At 51.1% G+C, this 17,068-nt stretch carries 11 protein-coding genes, 13 tRNA genes and 1 rRNA gene; 24 read left to right on the top strand and 1 reads right to left on the bottom strand.

Annotation, left to right across the window (positions count from 1 at the left end; all coding sequences use genetic code 11):
* From GON22_RS03745 to GON22_RS03710, 8 genes are all read left to right on the top strand, one after another.
* Window positions 1-228 (top strand): 23S ribosomal RNA (locus tag GON22_RS03745); the annotation flags it as partial.
* A gap of 97 nt (window positions 229-325) precedes the next feature.
* Window positions 326-401: transfer RNA gene (locus GON22_RS03740), tRNA-Asn, on the top strand.
* A gap of 4 nt (window positions 402-405) precedes the next feature.
* Window positions 406-481: transfer RNA gene (locus GON22_RS03735), tRNA-Thr, on the top strand.
* 25 nt (window positions 482-506) lie between these two features.
* Window positions 507-581: transfer RNA gene (locus GON22_RS03730), tRNA-Glu, on the top strand.
* A 4-nt stretch (window positions 582-585) separates the two neighbouring features.
* Window positions 586-661 (top strand) — tRNA-Val (locus GON22_RS03725).
* A gap of 9 nt (window positions 662-670) precedes the next feature.
* Window positions 671-745, top strand: a tRNA-Gln gene (locus GON22_RS03720).
* A gap of 8 nt (window positions 746-753) precedes the next feature.
* Window positions 754-826: transfer RNA gene (locus GON22_RS03715), tRNA-Lys, on the top strand.
* A 13-nt stretch (window positions 827-839) separates the two neighbouring features.
* Window positions 840-919 (top strand) — tRNA-Leu (locus tag GON22_RS03710).
* A gap of 56 nt (window positions 920-975) precedes the next feature.
* On the opposite strand, the gene GON22_RS03705 is transcribed toward GON22_RS03710, so the two are convergent.
* Window positions 976-1,629 (bottom strand): DJ-1/PfpI family protein, encoded by a 654-nt coding sequence (locus tag GON22_RS03705; protein WP_160394759.1) that lies wholly within the window; start codon window positions 1,627-1,629, stop codon window positions 976-978.
* A gap of 216 nt (window positions 1,630-1,845) precedes the next feature.
* Here GON22_RS03705 and GON22_RS03700 point away from each other — a divergent pair, with 216 nt between their 5' ends.
* The 16 genes from GON22_RS03700 (at window position 1,846) to glmS (ending at window position 16,998) form a co-directional block, all read left to right on the top strand.
* Window positions 1,846-2,754, top strand: coding sequence for a LysR family transcriptional regulator (locus GON22_RS03700; protein WP_160394758.1), 909 nt, complete (start codon window positions 1,846-1,848; stop codon window positions 2,752-2,754).
* Between the two features lie 159 nt (window positions 2,755-2,913).
* The gene (locus tag GON22_RS03695) at window positions 2,914-3,756 is read left to right on the top strand and encodes an ABC transporter ATP-binding protein (RefSeq protein WP_160394757.1); all 843 of its coding nucleotides are present in this window, start codon (window positions 2,914-2,916) and stop codon (window positions 3,754-3,756) included.
* Window positions 3,757-4,044: 288 nt separating this feature from the next.
* Window positions 4,045-4,119, top strand: a tRNA-Gly gene (locus GON22_RS03690).
* 6 nt (window positions 4,120-4,125) lie between these two features.
* Window positions 4,126-4,202, top strand: a tRNA-Arg gene (locus tag GON22_RS03685).
* A gap of 11 nt (window positions 4,203-4,213) precedes the next feature.
* Window positions 4,214-4,290, top strand: a tRNA-Pro gene (locus GON22_RS03680).
* Between the two features lie 11 nt (window positions 4,291-4,301).
* A tRNA-Gly gene (locus GON22_RS03675) sits at window positions 4,302-4,375 on the top strand.
* 199 nt (window positions 4,376-4,574) lie between these two features.
* Window positions 4,575-4,649 (top strand) — tRNA-Gly (locus GON22_RS03670).
* A 3-nt stretch (window positions 4,650-4,652) separates the two neighbouring features.
* Window positions 4,653-4,729: transfer RNA gene (locus GON22_RS03665), tRNA-Arg, on the top strand.
* 379 nt (window positions 4,730-5,108) lie between these two features.
* Window positions 5,109-7,898, top strand: a complete 2,790-nt coding sequence (gene ppc, locus GON22_RS03660) for a phosphoenolpyruvate carboxylase (RefSeq protein WP_160394756.1) — start codon at window positions 5,109-5,111, stop codon at window positions 7,896-7,898.
* A 118-nt stretch (window positions 7,899-8,016) separates the two neighbouring features.
* Window positions 8,017-8,934: an EamA family transporter gene (locus GON22_RS03655; RefSeq protein ID WP_160394755.1), complete on the top strand. Its 918-nt coding sequence runs from the start codon at window positions 8,017-8,019 to the stop codon at window positions 8,932-8,934.
* 2 nt (window positions 8,935-8,936) lie between these two features.
* Window positions 8,937-9,503, top strand: coding sequence for an RNA polymerase sigma factor SigW (gene sigW, locus GON22_RS03650; protein WP_160394754.1), 567 nt, complete (start codon window positions 8,937-8,939; stop codon window positions 9,501-9,503).
* 100 nt (window positions 9,504-9,603) lie between these two features.
* Window positions 9,604-10,227 (top strand): zf-HC2 domain-containing protein, encoded by a 624-nt coding sequence (locus tag GON22_RS03645; protein WP_160394774.1) that lies wholly within the window; start codon window positions 9,604-9,606, stop codon window positions 10,225-10,227.
* Window positions 10,228-10,481: 254 nt separating this feature from the next.
* Window positions 10,482-11,321 carry a diadenylate cyclase CdaA gene (cdaA, locus tag GON22_RS03640; RefSeq protein ID WP_160394753.1) on the top strand — a complete coding sequence of 280 codons (840 nt, stop codon included), beginning with the start codon at window positions 10,482-10,484 and terminating at the stop codon, window positions 11,319-11,321.
* Complete coding sequence (locus GON22_RS03635) at window positions 11,314-12,855, top strand: CdaR family protein (protein WP_160394752.1); 1,542 nt, start codon at window positions 11,314-11,316, stop codon at window positions 12,853-12,855. The genes cdaA and GON22_RS03635 overlap by 8 nt, the downstream gene beginning before the upstream one ends.
* A 99-nt stretch (window positions 12,856-12,954) precedes the next feature.
* Complete coding sequence (gene glmM / locus GON22_RS03630) at window positions 12,955-14,295, top strand: phosphoglucosamine mutase (protein WP_160394751.1); 1,341 nt, start codon at window positions 12,955-12,957, stop codon at window positions 14,293-14,295.
* Between the two features lie 870 nt (window positions 14,296-15,165).
* The gene (gene glmS, locus GON22_RS03625) at window positions 15,166-16,998 is read left to right on the top strand and encodes a glutamine--fructose-6-phosphate transaminase (isomerizing) (RefSeq protein ID WP_160394750.1); all 1,833 of its coding nucleotides are present in this window, start codon (window positions 15,166-15,168) and stop codon (window positions 16,996-16,998) included.
* Window positions 16,999-17,068: the final 70 nt, after the last annotated feature.

Raw genomic sequence — 17,068 nt, 5'->3', positions numbered from 1 at the left:
GACCGGGATGGACGCACCGCTGGTGTACCAGTTGTTCCGCCAGGAGCATCGCTGGGTAGCCAAGTGCGGACGGGATAAGCGCTGAAAGCATCTAAGCGCGAAGCCCCCCTCAAGATGAGATTTCCCAATTCGTAAGACCCCTGGAAGACGACCAGGTTGATAGGCTCGAGGTGGAAGCGCAGCAATGCGTGCAGCTGACGGGTACTAATAGGTCGAGGGCTTATCCTAAGCTTCTTATTAAGAGAAGCAACTTCGTGAGTATAACAAAGCTAAGGATTCATCATTCGCATCCAGTTTTGAAGGTGGCAATTGCACCTTGTTCTGTTCCCTGATAGCTCAGTTGGTAGAGCACTCGACTGTTAATCGAGTTGTCACAGGTTCGAGTCCTGTTCGGGGAGCCATTTCGCTCTCATAGCTCAGTAGGTAGAGTGCATCCATGGTAAGGATGAGGTCACCGGTTCGATCCCGGTTGAGAGCTCCAGTTTCAACTTTCATGCTATTAATTAGGCCCGTTGGTCAAGGGGTTAAGACACCTCCCTTTCACGGAGGTAACAGGGGTTCGAATCCCCTACGGGTCACCATTACGGAGGCTTAGCTCAGCTGGGAGAGCATCTGCCTTACAAGCAGAGGGTCGGCGGTTCGATCCCGTCAGCCTCCACCATCGTTTTATTGGGGATTAGCCAAGCGGTAAGGCAACGGACTTTGACTCCGTCATTCCCAGGTTCGATCCCTGGATCCCCAGCCATTTATTATGAGCCATTAGCTCAGTTGGTAGAGCACCTGACTTTTAATCAGGGTGTCGTAGGTTCGAGTCCTACATGGCTCACTTTTCAGTTTATGCGCGTATGGCGGAATTGGCAGACGCACTGGATTTAGGTTCCAGCGGGCAACCGTGGGGGTTCAAGTCCCTCTACGCGCACTATGTTATCTAGCAGAAAGCTCTCGAGTTCATTCTCGAGAGCTTTTTTGTTGTTTCTATGCGTCGTAATGAATGTCATCTTTGTATCCTTCGTACGCAAGGCTGTATTCCATCGTTCGAGCTACACTTTGTACAAAAGCTTCATTGTAGCCAGCTCTGCGCAGTAGGTGGAAGCCAAGCTCCATGCCTGAGGCTATTCCGCCGGCGGTAATAATTTGCCCACTGTCGACGATGCGTGATCGCGAGATACGGCAGGCAGGAGCGATTTGAGCAAGCCGGTCAATTGGTGTCAGCCCTAAAGAAGAGGACTCTAAGGCGTCCGGCTCTTTACGGTTGGTGGCGGTGCGCCCATTGAGCAGTCCCATTTGACCGTACACCCAAGATCCTGTACACACGCTCGTAAGAAGACACTCTTCGCCTAATGCGTTTATGAACTGATGAAGATTGCGGTTGTACATTTCTTGTCTCGTCCCATAGCCGCCTGGGATAACGAATGCATCCATCGCAGGCTTATCGCTGAAGGAATAGGTTGGCATGATTGTTAAGCCTGTTAATGTCTGAATAGGGCGCATCGATTCGCTGATCGTGAACACATCCAATGATGGGTCATACCGTCTAGCTACACTAATGACACCGATAGGTGCGGAATAATCGAGTACCTCTGCATCTTTGAATACATAAATGCCAATCCGAAACCCCTGTTTAACCATCTCATGCACACCTCTCGTTTTTTTAATGCTTTAGGAACCTCACTCACCTGCACAAATTCTCATCCTTAATGAAGTGGAGGCAGCGGGTTGCTTTTGTTGTTCCTGCCTGCGCCACTGCCCTTTAACTGATTTCAGCATATCATTGAAAGAAGTATTTGAATAATGAATGGATTCAATATATACTATCGCTAATTAAAATAGTTAGGAATGATGTTGATGTATGACCGGATGGAGGGGCGGCTTGTAAAAACCTTCGTGGCTTTATGGGAGGAACGCAGCATAAGCCGTTCTGCGGAGCGCCTTGGATATGTGCAATCGACGGTTACCGTACATTTAAAACTGTTAGAGGAGCAATTGGGGCACCAGCTTTTTGTTCGAAGTTCACGCGGCATAACACCGACTGAGTCAGGGGAGAAAGCAGCGCCATTTATGTATCGATTCCTGCAGTTGGCTTCGATGATGGAGGAAGCGATGGCTGGGAGCGATAGCCCGAAGGGAATCGTATCGATTCGGTTGTTGGAGTCGTTTTACGTTTCAGAATGGGGGAATTGGCTTGGACGATTTTTACAGGAGTACCCTGATATTCGAGTCAAAATAGAAACAGGCTTCCAAACGGATACAGTTCGCGAAGTGCTGCGCCATCGGATTGAGCTAGGCATCGTTCCGCTGCAGCCAGAGGCAGAGGAGCTCTTATTCGAGCCTTTAATAGAAGATGAGCTTGTAATCGCCGTATCGCAAAACTGGGGGCGCAAATGGGCTGTAGAGGGCTGGGGAGCGCTTGAAGGTGCACCTCTGCTATCATTCGGTGAACAATGCATCTACCATACGGTTGGGCACCGGTGGCTGCAAGAGCAGCATCAGGCTGTGGAGCATATGGCGCTGCCTAGCCTCGATATGGTAAAGCAGCTCATTAAATCAGGAGTGGGCATTGCATGCTTGCCGCGCCGAACCATCGAACAGGATGCAGCTGAAGGCCGGATCGTTATTTTGCCAATGAATAAACCTGTGACAATAAAGCATGGAATTATTACACATCGGGAACGAACGCTCAGCACAGCGGCGCGCTTATTTAAAGAAGCGTTGTTGAAGCAGTTTAGTGCCACAAATGAAGAAGATGAAACATAAATGATTGACGAATGAACTGATAACGATTATCATCGTTAGTAGAGAACAGTGATAATCGTTATCATCCATTGTATGCCAGTTGATGATTACCTACAAGAATATCCTCCCTTTCGTGGGAATTAGACTGCGTGCTTGCTCAGAAGAAGGAGTGACTAGAATATGATTCGGCTTACGACGTCCCAGTTGAATATTTCTTATGAAGACCGGTTGATCGTAGAAAATTTGAATATCGCGATTCCGCAAGGCAAAATCACTGCACTTGTCGGATCGAACGGATCAGGAAAGTCGACGATACTGAAAACGATGGCGAGGATTATGTCTCCTTCTAATGGGCAAGTATTGTTGGATGGAAAATCGATTCATAAGCAATCGACTAAGGAAGTTGCGAAGCAGCTTGCAATTTTGCCACAAAACCCAACAGCGCCTGATGGCTTGACTGTTTCAGAACTCGTTTCCTACGGCCGGTTCCCTTACCAAAAGGGGTTTGGCTCCTTGACGAAAGAAGATCGTTCCATTGTCCAATGGGCAATTCAAGCGACTGGGATGATGGAGTTCGCGGAACGTCCAGTCGATCAACTGTCTGGCGGCCAGCGCCAACGGGCATGGATTGCAATGGCTTTGGCACAAGAAACCGATATTTTATTCTTGGATGAGCCGACTACATTCCTTGATATGGCACATCAGCTTGAGGTGCTGCAGCTGCTGCAGAAGCTGAATGAAGAGAATAACCGGACGATTGTTATGGTTGTCCATGATCTTAATCATGCTTCACGCTATGCGCATCATATGATCGCCATTAACAAAGGGACGGTCAAAGGCGAAGGCTCGCCCGAAGAAGTAATGACGCCTCAAATATTGCGAGAAGTATTCAACATTGAGGCAGATATCGTACGGGATCCTCGTTCTGGCGTGCCGCTATGCTTGCCATATGCGCTTGTAAACTCGCATTCGGAGGCAACACAGCAACGGGACAGCCGGATATTAGAGGCGGCTGTGGTATAGGGCAGTCAGCCGCAGCCGATGTGTAGTTGCGTGACGGCTAGTTAAACGGATTAATTGATTAGTCAATAAGTCGTATGGGCTATGCCGTGTAAATCAGGGCATGGATCGTACGGCTTTTTTTGATGGAGAAATCAATCATTTAGTCAGTGAAACCAGCCGGCTTGGATAGGGGAAATAAGCGATATAAAAAAGAATTTAAGTTTTTTTGCAAAAAGGGTTGCACTCGTTTTATTTATCTGTTATATTATTTCTTGTCGCCGCTGATGAAACGGCAGAGACAAACAACATGCGGAAGTGGCTCAGCGGTAGAGCATCGCCTTGCCAAGGCGAGGGTCGCGGGTTCGATTCCCGTCTTCCGCTCCATAATTAGTGCCCTTAGCTCAGCTGGATAGAGCGTTTGACTACGAATCAAAAGGTCGGGAGTTCGAATCTCTCAGGGCACGCCATTTACGCATAACGGGATGTAGCTCAGCTTGGTAGAGCACCTGGTTTGGGACCAGGGGGTCGCATGTTCGAATCGTGTCATCCCGACCATTTCCTTATTTGCGGGTGTAGTTCAATGGTAGAACTTCAGCCTTCCAAGCTGATAGCGTGGGTTCGATTCCCATCACCCGCTCCAACTTTTAACACAAACTCCGATATGGAGTTTTTTTGTTTCTTACGGCAAGTTTGGTCAGGAAGTGGCGAAAAGACCTAGTGGAATGTAAGCCGAACGATTAAATTCAGTTCTGAATAAGAAACACTTGCATTGCGGTTTGAAAAGGTGTATAATCATTTCTGTTGCTTAAGAACAACGACGTTCAGCAACCGGCATACATGCGGAAGTGGCTCAGCGGTAGAGCATCGCCTTGCCAAGGCGAGGGTCGCGGGTTCGATTCCCGTCTTCCGCTCCATATGTGCCCTTAGCTCAGCTGGATAGAGCGTTTGACTACGAATCAAAAGGTCGGGAGTTCGAATCTCTCAGGGCACGCCATTTCATTACTTTGATAGAACGAATCAGCTCCTTGCCTTCACTGGTGAGGAGCTTTCTTGTTATTCTGGCAGATGTTGAGTTTCACGAGGAAGCACTTCAACACATCACCGTTTTGTAGTATGATAAGAAAAGTGTATTGAAGCGCGTCCGCTTATGGCGTATCGTCGCGAACCATTTTGTACAGCAAAATCAGCTGTGTGTGCTTGAAGCAGCAACGTCCATAAGATTGATGGGATTGTAGCCTGGCATGAAGCGTTTAACCCGCGCGGTTGATTTTGTTTGTGCAAAATGTAATGGAAAACCTTACAGACAAAGATGGCATCGTAAGAACGGCCGGCCGGGAACGGCAGAAACGATGTGATCTGAAGGAGGAACAGGTATGTCGGAACAGACTGCAACGAGCCTGACAGCGAACAAAGCAAATGCGAACTCTTTACTTCGCCGCGACGTTCGTTTCTTAGGCAACATTTTGGGTGAGGTGCTCGTCCATCAAGGCGGCGAAGAGCTGCTGGAGATCGTCGAGAAAATCCGTGAGATGAGTAAGTCGCTTCGCGCGGAGTACATCCCGGAGCTGTATGATGAGTTTAAGTCAACAATCGCTTCCTTAAGTCCTGATATTCGCCACCAGGTCATTCGGGCATTCGCGTTGTATTTCCAACTCGTCAACATCGCCGAGCAAAACCATCGTATTCGCCGCAAACGCGATTACGAGCGCTCAGCAGGCGAAGGTGCTCAACCAGGATCAATCGAGGATGCCGTAAAGGTACTGAAGGAACGCAATATCGCGATTGAAGACGTTAAAGATATGCTTAACGGCATTTCGTTGGAGCTTGTAATGACGGCGCACCCAACGGAAGCAACGCGGCGTGCAGTATTGGACATCCATAAGCGGATCGCAAGCGACGTGATGGAGCTCGACGATCCTACGCTGACGCATCGCGAACGCGAGAAGCTGCGTGAGAAGCTGTTGAACGAAGTGTTCACGCTGTGGCAGACGGATGAGCTTCGCGGCCGTAAGCCGACAGTTATCGACGAAGTGCGCAACGGCTTGTTCTTCTTCGACGAGACGCTTTTCGAAGCGCTGCCGAACGTATACGAAGAGCTGGAGCGTTGCTTGGCGAAGTACTACCCGGATGAGAACTGGCATGTGCCATCGTACCTCCGGTTCGGTTCGTGGATTGGCGGCGACCGTGACGGCAACCCGTCGGTTAAAGCTAAGGTAACGTGGGAAACGTTGACGCTGCATCGTGCGTTGGCATTGGACAAGTACAGCGAAGCGCTGCAAGAGCTGATGGGGCTGCTGAGCTTCAGCACAAACATCGTCGAAGTATCGCCTGAGCTGGTGGAATCGATCCGTGCAGACCGCGAGAACGTCGAGCTTAACTGTGTGGACATTTGGCGCAACGAGCAAGAGCCGTATCGCATTAAAGTGGGCTACATTTTGCAAAAGCTGGCGAACACGCGTGAAGGCGCTGTGAACCGTTACGAGAACCCGGAAGGCCTTATTGAGGATCTCAAAATTATCGACCGCAGCTTGCGCCATCACTTCGCGGACTATGCGGCAGATACGCATATTCGCAAGTTGGTTCGCCAGGTGGAACTATTCGGCTTCCATATGTCGAAGCTGGATATTCGCCAACACAGCCAAGAGCATGAGAATGCGATGACTGAAGTGCTGCAGAAGATGCACATTGTAGATAACTATGCTGCGCTGGAAGAGGATGCGAAGGTTGAGTTGCTTGCGAAGCTGCTTAACGATCCGCGCCCATTGACGAGCGGGCATTTGGAATATTCGGAATCGACGCGTGAGTGCTTGGATGTCTATGCGACGGTATACCGTGCGCAAAAGGAATTCGGCATTAACTGCATTTCGAGCTACCTGATCAGTATGACGGAAGCTGCGAGTGACATGCTTGAAGTCATGGTGTTCGCGAAGGAAGTCGGCCTGTTCCGTAAGGAAGCAGACGGCACAGTGCGTTGCACGCTGCAATCGGTGCCGCTGTTCGAGACAATCGACGACTTGCATGCAGCGCCTGGCATTATGAAGAAGCTGTTCGAGCTGCCGATTTACCGTGAAGCTGTTTCTGCTATGGGCGAAGTCCATGAAATCATGTTGGGTTATTCCGATAGCAACAAGGACGGCGGCGTTGTTACGGCAAACTGGGAGCTGCGCGTAGCGTTGAACGACATTACGGCTTCGGCGGGCGAATTCGGCGTGAAGCTGAAGTTCTTCCACGGCCGTGGCGGCGCGCTTGGACGCGGCGGCATGCCGCTGAACCGCAGCATTTTGGCACAGCCTCCCCATACGATTGGCGGCGGCATCAAGATTACGGAACAAGGGGAAGTATTGTCCTCGCGTTACGGCTTGCATGATATTGCATACCGCAGCCTTGAGCAAGCAACTTGGGCGCTCATCACGGCAGCACGCCTGGCGAAATACCCAGAGCAAATGCCGAAGGTTGAAACGGATTGGGACGATATTGCCCGCACCATCTCCGAGACGGCGCTCAACAAGTATCAGGATCTGATCTTCCGCGATCCAGACTTCATGACGTTCTTCAAGGAATCGACGCCGCTGGCTGAGGTTGGCGAGCTGAACATCGGTTCGCGTCCGTCGAAACGGAAAAACAGCGACCGGTTCGAAGACCTGCGTGCGATTCCATGGGTATTCGCATGGACGCAAAGCCGTTACTTGCTGCCAGCATGGTATGCATCAGGCTATGCAATCGAGCAGTTCGTACAAGGCGACAACGGGCGCATGCAGAAGCTTCGTGACATGTACACGCGCTTCCCGTTCTTCCGTTCGCTTATTGACAACTTGCAAATGGCGCTAGCAAAAGCAGACCTGCTCATCGCTCGCGAATATGCGGGAATGATCAAAGACGGCACGATCCGCGACCGTATTTTCGGACAAATCGAAGAAGAGTATGCGCGCACGCTGCGCCTCATCCTCGACATTACGGGACAATCGGAAATTTTGGATAACGTACCGGTTATTCAAGAGTCGATTCGCCTGCGTAATCCGTACGTCGATCCGCTCAGCTACCTGCAAGTACAGCTGTTGACTGAGCTTCGCTCGATTCCAGATGATAGCAGCGATGCAGAACTTCTGCGTGAAGTGCTGCTTACGATTAACGGAATTGCAGCTGGTCTTCGCAATACGGGCTAATGCTTAACAGCATGCTTGCTGTTGCGGCATACAATAGAAATGGAATGCAAGGTCGGGATCAGGGGCGGCGATAAGCCGTCCTGCCCGGCCTTTTGTGCGGTTTGAGGAGGGAAAGCAATTGAAAGCGCCAGGATACGGCTTAGCGGTTCTGTTCGTGTTGTTGGGGGCATCGAGCTACGGATTGTTATCGCCCATTGTGAAACTTACCTATGATCACGGGTATACATTCGAGCAAATCACTGTTCACCAGGTAGGAATCGGGGCAATTTTGTTATGGACAATGGTGTTGTCACGGCGCGGTTCATGGTCGAATCCATTTCGGGGCCCGTGGATAAAGTTAGCCTCAATTGGGATATTTGGCATGGGGGCAACGACCATTCTGTACAATTTGGCGTTAGCTCGATTGGATGCTTCACTCGCGATCGTCTTGCTTTTTCAGTTTACGTGGATTACGATTCTAATAGACAGCATTTGGAACCGAAAATGGCCGAATCGATGGCATTGGGTAGCTATTGCCATTGTACTAGCCGGTACCGTGCTAGCAGTTGGGGTAACGAGTGATGGGCTTGATCGGCTCGATTCCATCGGATCGTTGTACGGGCTTCTGTCAGCGATAACCTATAGTTTGTTCTTATGGCTAACGGGCAGGGTAGAAGTAGCGGGTGATCCCGTTATGAAGTCTGCTTTTATTACATCAGCTTCGCTATTGCTCGTTGTCTTGTTATATGGTTGGCATGCGGGTGCAGGGGCACGTGAGCTGCAGATGGCAGGAATCGGCTTGGTGTTAGGGACACTCGGACAGGTTATCCCGACTGTATTATTTACGATCGGCATTCCAAGAATAGGAAGCAGCTTAGCTTCTATGCTGGGCTCGATGGAGTTGCCTGTAGCGGCGTTCGCCGCCTGGCTCGTAGCAGGGGAACGGATTAGCATGTGGCAGACGTTCGGCATCGTACTCATTTTGTGCGGCATCGTAGTGGCCGAGCGGCGATCCGGCAATCGATCGGAGGAGCAATCGTCACGTCTGGGGGAATAACGGTGATATCAGTAGAAGCGAGGTTAGCCAGGCTGGCGCTGAAAGGCGATCAGCAGGCATTCGCCGAGATCGTGGATATGTATCAAGATAAGCTCTATCATATGGCCTACCGCATGCTGTATAACCGCCAAGAAGCGGAGGACGTCGTGCAAGATGCGTTTCTTCGCGTTTATCGCAATCTGGAGCGTTACGATGAATCACTCAAATTTTCAACGTGGATTTATCGAATCGCGACGAATTTGTGCATTGACCGGCTGCGGCGCAGAAAGCCGACTTATTCGTTAGATGCAGAGTCGGCCGACCATGAGGGGTTAGACGGCTATTCGATGGTGCCAAGCGATAACCGGACACCGGAGAGCGAAACGATGCTGTCGGAGACGCAGCGCATTATTCATCAAGCGATTGAAACGTTGCCCGCGAAATACAAATCGGTTATGGTTCTTCGGTATTTGCAGGAGATGTCGCTGCAGGAAATCGGGGACGTTCTGGACATGCCGGTGACGACGATCAAGACGCGGGTGCATCGCGGGCGCGAATTTTTGCGTAAAAGGCTAGAGCATAAACTGTAAAAAAGCGGAGTGTACAGGAATTGAAACGTCCTGGCAGGTCCGAGCGTATTGTATAGCAATGACCTGATGTTTAAGCGTGAAGGGGAAAGGAATGGCTGCCATGAATTGCAACGTCGCCACCGTGTGGATGCATGATTATTTGGACGGCGAATTGCCTCAACAAGATGTTCGTGAGTTAAAGGCCCATCTGTTGGAATGTCCATCATGTCGAACGAAATTCGAACAACTAGATCGAACAGAATCGCTGCTGTCATCTGCGATGCATGCGCGCGGATCGATCGAACCAGAGCAGTCGGAACGCTTGAATGAGCGGATTATGGCTGCCCTGCCGAAGCGGCGCAGGCAGTCGCCGTGGATTAGCTGGGTAAGGAACCATCCGGCAGCTACGGTCGCGGCACTCTTCCTTTTCGTTATGCTGTCTAGCTTCTTATCGATGTGGCATCAGGGCGGAGAGTTGATCGTGAGAGGCCAAGATCTGCAGTCGGTCGTCATCCAAGGAGATAAAGTCATTGTTCCTGCGGGAACGAAGGTCCATGGCGATTTGACCATTGAGAATGGAATTGCGGAGGTGCAGGGCGACGTAGATGGCAATTTGACCGTCATAGACGGCTCGCTCCAATTAGCCTCGACAGCGCACATTGCAGGCTCGAGCCGAACGATTGACCGGGCGCTCGACTGGTTCTGGTACAAAGTGACGGAGACGGTTTCTGACATAGCCAAATGATGATAAGTGCCTTCCGATAAACGGTGGGCACTTTTTTTTCTTGCATAAGAAGGATTTACATTTCCCTTTCTAGAAAATAATAAGGTTGACTATAAAAACAGTTATGGCTACAGAATAGCCGTCTTGTATTCAGTCTAACGGGCGCGAGGCCGATAAAAATAACAGATAAAGAGCCCATTTTGGGCAAATTGTGTTGAAATTTCGCGTCAAATAGGCATCAGATGGGTAATTGTCGCTTGGGGGCCTGCGAACTGATGAATTATTTTAACGACATAAGCTGGCAGAACGGCATTAAAGATCTTATCGATATTGCGGCTGTCAGTTACATCATATATAAATTGATTTTACTCGTACGGGGTACGCGCGCGATTCAATTGCTGAAAGGCATCTTGGTGCTGGTCGCGACTTGGGCGCTGAGCACCTGGCTGAATTTGGGTACGCTCAAGTGGCTGATGAACCAAATGTTCACCTTCGGCGTATTAAGCGTGTTGATCATTTTTCAGCCAGAGCTTAGGCGTGCGCTGGAGCAACTGGGCCGAGGGAAATTTTTCGGGCGGTCGACTGGGCTGGAGCGGGATCAGATTAACGAGCGGATCAAAGAGATTATTAAAGCCGTGAACTATATGTCCAAACGCAAAATTGGGGCATTAATCGTGTTTGAGCGGACGACGGGCGTGAATGAGTTTATCGAATCGGGCATCGGGATGGAATCGCGGATAAGCGCGGAGCTGCTCATTAATATTTTTACGCCGAATACGCCTCTTCATGATGGGGCTGTCATCGTTCGCGCGAATCAAATAATGGCTGCCGCATGTTATTTGCCGCTCTCGGAAAATCCATTCATCAGCAAGGAGCTCGGTACGCGGCATCGGGCTGCGATCGGCGTTAGCGAAGGCTGCGATGCGATTTCCGTTGTCGTCTCGGAGGAGACTGGACAGGTGTCGCTATGTTTGAATGGGATGATCGTTCGCGACATTAAAGAAGAATCGTTAATCTCGAAGCTGTTCGAAGAGCTGATGCCTGCGAATAGCCAAGGAGAGAAAGCGAAGACCTCGTTCTGGCGGCGGAAGGGGGCTGACGGGAACAATGGATAAATGGTTAACGCACCCGACAGCTCTCAAAATTTTATCCGTCCTCATTGCATTGATGTTATGGGCGGTTGTACATTTTGATCCGGAATCGAATCCGAATGCGGCGATTTCAACGAACGAATCGCATGTCATTGATTCTGTAAAGATCAAAACGATTGGCCTGGATGAGAAAACGCGTGCGCTGCGTTCGATCGACCCAGGTGCAGTCAAGCTCGTCGTAAGCGGTTCCCGTGCCCGTCTAGCTGCGGCGTCACCGGATGATTATGTGGTATCCGCTAACTTATCTGAAGTGCCCAACGGGCGGCATGAGGTGGTATTATCAGTAGAGTTGCCGCGTGGCGTGGAGCTCGTGAAGATGACGCCTAACCGAGCAACCGTACAGATCGAACCGATGCAGACGAAGGAGTTCGAAGTCCAGGTGCTGACAGAAGGCGCGCCAGCGAACGGTTATAAGGCTGGAGAGCCAATCGTGAAGCCGAACAATCGGGTACACGTTACACTGCCAGAGGACGAGCTGGAGACAGTCGGGGCTGTAGCGGTAAATGTAAATGTAAATGGTGAGGAAGAAACGGTCAGCGAGAAGCGTGCACGTGTTATCGTCTATGACAATGATGGCAAGGAACTGAAAAATGCGGTCGTCAGCCCAAGCGTTGTTGAGGTTGAAGTGCCGATTACGAAGCCATTCAAGCAATTGCCGCTTCAGATCGGGTTTACAGGTGAGCTGCCTGCAGGCTTAAGTATTGCTAAGCTTGAGCTATCGACGGAGCAAGTAACGGTCTACGGCCCACAGAACGAGCTGGACAAGCTGGAGTTTTATGATGGGGTAACGGTAGATTTGGACAAAGTGACAGGCTCGGGCACTTATACCTATGACATCAAGCCAATTGATGGCGTTGCTGCAGTAGATCCGAAGAATGTGTCGGTCAACGTAACCGTTGAGCAGACGAGCAGCCGCTTAATCGAGCGTGTGCCGGTTACCTTGAGCGGCTTAGCGGACGGCATGTCAGCGAATGTACTGATCCCAACGGATGGATTGGTCGATGTTACCGTTCGCGGTGCGCCTACGCTGCTGACGGCTTTGAAAGAAGCCGACGTTCAGGCCGTTGCAAGGCTGGAATCGCTCGGTGTCGGGCAGCATGAGGTGACGCTTGATATCCATCTGCCGAACTATTTAAGCCCAGATACGGCTCCAGTGAAGGTCACAGTCGATATAATTGACGATAAGGCTGCGCTTGCGAAGCCGAAGGATACGAACCCGGCGGGCAAGGAGCCTCCAGCAGGGCCTGTAGATTCAACGCCTGTGATTAAGCCAGAGGATGATGAAGCAACTGATGGCGCGGCAGGCACAGGAAGTGCTGGATCTGATGCGGACGCAGGCGCTGCTGCAGGACAGGACGCTGGAGGCAGTGTGAGCGGCACTGAAGCGGGTGCAGGCGGAAACAATCAGGCCGGAAGCGATAACACGAACGTAACGGACACTGGCGCTGTTAATGGTGACAGCAGTGGAACTGACGGAGTTAATGCTGCCAATCATTAATGGGGCTAAGGCTAATTGCATGTATTGAGGCGGAGAGCACGGGGGTACTCACTGCCGGGCTATTGCATATATTTAGATACAGAAGGGGAATTGACATTCATGGGTAAATATTTTGGAACTGACGGCGTGCGCGGGGTTGCTAACCGTGAACTAACGCCAGAGCTGGCATATAAAATCGGACGCTGCGGCGGCTACGTACTCGCAGGCCAAGTGGATAAACCAAAGGTCGTCATCGGCCTGGATACACGCATTTCGGGCCCTATGCTGGAAGCTGCACTTATTGCGGGCCTCTTGTCTATCGGCGCTAGCGTTGTTCGGATCGGCGTCGTGTCGACGCCAGCTGTTGCGTATTTGACGCGTGAGCTGAAAGCTGATGCAGCGGTAATGATCTCTGCTTCCCATAATCCGGTAGCGGATAATGGCATTAAATTTTTCGGCGGCGACGGCTTCAAGCTGTCGGATGAGACTGAGCTTGAGATCGAGCGTCTCATGGACGCAGAGGTTGATGAGCTGCCTCGTCCAGAAGGCGGCGATATCGGTACGGTAACGTCCGACGATACGGCGAAGTACCGCTACCTCGAATATTTGAAAACGACGATTCAATCGTCGTTCGAAGGCGTCAAAGTCGTGCTCGATTGCGCACACGGCTCCGCTTATGAATTAGCACCTCGCGTATTCCGCGAGCTGGGCGCTGATGTCATTACGGTTGGCGCAGAGCCGAATGGCCGCAACATCAATGATGGCGTCGGATCGACGCACCCTGAGTATTTGCGCGATCAAGTGCTTAAGCATGGCGCACAGCTCGGCTTATCGTTCGACGGCGACGCGGATCGCTTGATCGCGATCGACGAGAAGGGGGAAGAAGTCGACGGCGACTATATTTTGTGCATTTGTGGCGATGCCATGCGCCGCCAAGGCCGTTTGCAAGGCGAAACGATCGTAACGACGGTTATGGCCAATATCGGTTTCTTCAAAGCGACGGAGAAGCTTGGGCTGAAAACGGCTCAAACGGCAGTTGGTGACCGTTATGTCATGGAGGAAATGCGCCGTGGCGGATTCAACCTCGGCGGCGAGCAATCCGGCCATGTCATCTTCCTCGACTACAATACGACAGGAGACGGCATTCTAACTGCTATGCAGCTAGTCGATACGCTCGTACAATCGGGCAAGAAGCTGAGCGAACTGAAGCAGCTCATGCGTAAATACCCGCAGGTGCTAGTCAATGTGCGTGTAGCAGACAAGACGCTATACAACGACAACGCAGCAATCGCAGAAGCGGTTAGTGCGGTCGAAGCAGAGCTCGGCGACAATGGCCGCGTACTCGTGCGCCCTTCCGGCACGGAATCGCTTATCCGCGTTATGGCGGAAGGTCCGGACAAGGATCAAGTCGAAGCATACGTACACCGAATCGTGGACGTTGTGAAGACGCAGTTGGGCTAATTGTAATCGACACTATATAGATGATCTAATAAACGCGGATGAATGGTGGAGCAAGCACGCTGTTCATCCGTTTTTGGTAGAACAAGTAGTGTTACAGAGAAGTAAAGCGTGTCCCGCAGGGACGAAAGCGACTCCCAGCACCAAAGCTGGGGAGAACGCCACATGCCAGATGCTTACAATCAACCATAACTGGGTAAAGCAAAAGTAGAGCGTGTCCCAAAGGGACGAAAGCGGCTCCTAGCACCAAAGCCACCATAAGCAGCTTCCGGTGTCCAGAGGGTGGAACCCTCGGGGCCCTCCCTGAAGAGGGAGGGTTTGGGTGGGTCGCCCTTGGCTAAAGAAACTTGTTGCGAAATGTCGCAAAAGTGAATATGATAGGGATTATGATTCTGGAATTGAAAGCGAGGGTTGGGGTTTTCATAAAGCAACACAAGCGCCAGAGCTTGCGACATGGAAAGCTGCTGCAACAAACCATTCCCAACGGAGGGAAGAGCGGCTGTGCAAGCTGACGAGGTGGAGGCGTTCGAGTTTTTCGGCGGGGACCTCCCGGTACACATTCATACCGTAAGCCGTTACGTAAAACGACGCGGGCGACCGGTCGGACAATCGTGCGGCGGAATGAAAAGCAAGACATGCGTGAACAGGCGAATCTACATGTGTCGTCGGATGATAGAGCATCCTTGGAGACAGTACAGGTTCAGTCTGCCTTATTTAAGCTTTACAAATAACAAATAACCCTAGCGTCCGCGATGCCGCTTGTGCGATCGAATGGGCAGGAGGGTAATGAAACTTGAACTTCATACCGTTCTGCCGCGCAGCGGGCATTCGTAGGTCGAGGGAAATTGGAACCTAACGGAGGTCTATATTAATATGTGCGGAATCGTAGGATATATTGGTAATCGTAACTCGCAAGAAATTTTGATCGAAGGTCTGAAGAAGCTGGAGTACCGCGGGTACGACTCCGCTGGTATCGCAGTATTCACGGGCAATACTTTGGAAATTCGTAAGTCGAAAGGCCGTCTTGCTGTATTGGAAGGCCAGCTTCAAGAGGAGCCGCTTGCTGGTTCTGTTGGAATCGGGCATACGCGTTGGGCAACGCACGGCAAGCCTTCGGATGTGAACTCGCATCCCCACACGGACAATTCTTCGAAATTCTCGGTCGTGCACAACGGCATCGTCGAGAACTATTTGGACCTGAAAGACGAACTCGCAGCAAAAGGCCATAACTTCGTGTCGGAAACAGATACGGAAGTTATTGCTCATCTGGTAGCTGATGAATATGACGGCAACATCGTAGAAGCTGTACAACGTGCAGTTAAACGTATGCGCGGTGCATTTGCACTCGGCGTTTTGACGGAATTCGAGCCTACTAAGCTCGTTGCGGTTCGTTTTGCGAGCCCGCTCGTCATTGGTGTCGGAGAAGGCGAGAACTTTATCGGATCGGATATCCCGGCAATTCTCGAGCATACACGTAATGTGTATATTTTGAACGACGGCGAGATGGCGGTTCTGACACGTGATGGTGTCGAACTGATGACGACAGAGGGCGAATTTATTTCCAAGGAAATATTCCATGTCGATTGGGATCTCGTAACGGCAGAGAAAGCCGGATTCGATCACTTTATGCTGAAAGAAATTTACGAGCAGCCTAAGGCTTACCGTGACACAATGCGCGGTCGCGTGTCGGAAGACAATCAGTCGGTGTCGTTAACGGAAATCGGCATGACGGCTGAGCAAGTAAAAGGCATTCGCAAAGTGCATATCGTTGCTTGCGGTACGGCTTATCACGCAGGTCTCGTAGGCAAAACAGTAATCGAGCGTATGGCTCGCATTCCAGTTGAGACGGACGTTGCTTCGGAATACCGTTACCGTTCGCCAATCATCACGCCGGATACGCTCGTAATCGTTGTGAGCCAATCCGGTGAAACAGCAGATACGCTCGCAGCACTGCGTGAAGCAAAACGCAACGGCGCACGCGTACTGGCGATCACTAACGTTGTAGGCAGCTCGGTCGCTCGCGAAGCGGACGATGTGCTTATTACATGGGCAGGACCGGAGATCGCTGTAGCATCGACAAAAGCGTATACGTCGCAGCTGATCGCGTTCTACCTGTTCGGCGTCTACTTGGCGCAAACGCTCGGAACGATGGAGCAAGCGGCAATTACGGAGATTTTGACGGCTATGCAAGAGCTGCCTGAGCAAGTTGAGGCGGTGCTTGAACAATCCGCTGTACTGAAGCAAGTAGCGGATTCGATCGCTGTACACAAAAACCTGTTCTTCATCGGCCGCGGCGTCGACTTCGCAGTCGCGCAAGAAGGCTCCTTGAAGCTCAAAGAGATCTCGTATATCCACTCCGAAGCTTACGCTGCAGGCGAGCTGAAGCACGGCACGCTGGCGCTGATCGAGGACGGTATCCCGGTTATCGCGCTCGTAACGCAAGAGGAGCTGTACGAGAAAACACTTAGCAACATTAAAGAAGTCAAAGCACGCGGCGCACACGTACTCGCAATCGCGAACGCAGGCAGTGAAGTAGAAGTCAGCAAGTCGGTCGACGAGCTGTTCGCTATTCCAAAAACACTGCCAATCCTGTCGCCTGCTGTCTCGGTTATCCCGCTGCAGTTGATCTCTTACTATGCTTCGCTTGCTGTCGGCAATGACGTGGATAAACCGCGTAACTTGGCGAAGAGTGTGACGGTGGAGTAGTGGTTGGGGGAAGCTAATTAGACTTGATGCCGACAAATAAAGTTGGCAACTAGAAAATAGAGTTGGCAAC

The sequence above is a fragment of the Paenibacillus sp. MMS18-CY102 genome (genome assembly GCF_009789195.1).
Lineage (GTDB): Bacteria > Bacillota > Bacilli > Paenibacillales > Paenibacillaceae > Paenibacillus_T.
The sequence above is the reverse complement of the archived record's forward strand: the minus strand, read 5'-3'. Positions and strand labels throughout refer to the sequence as shown.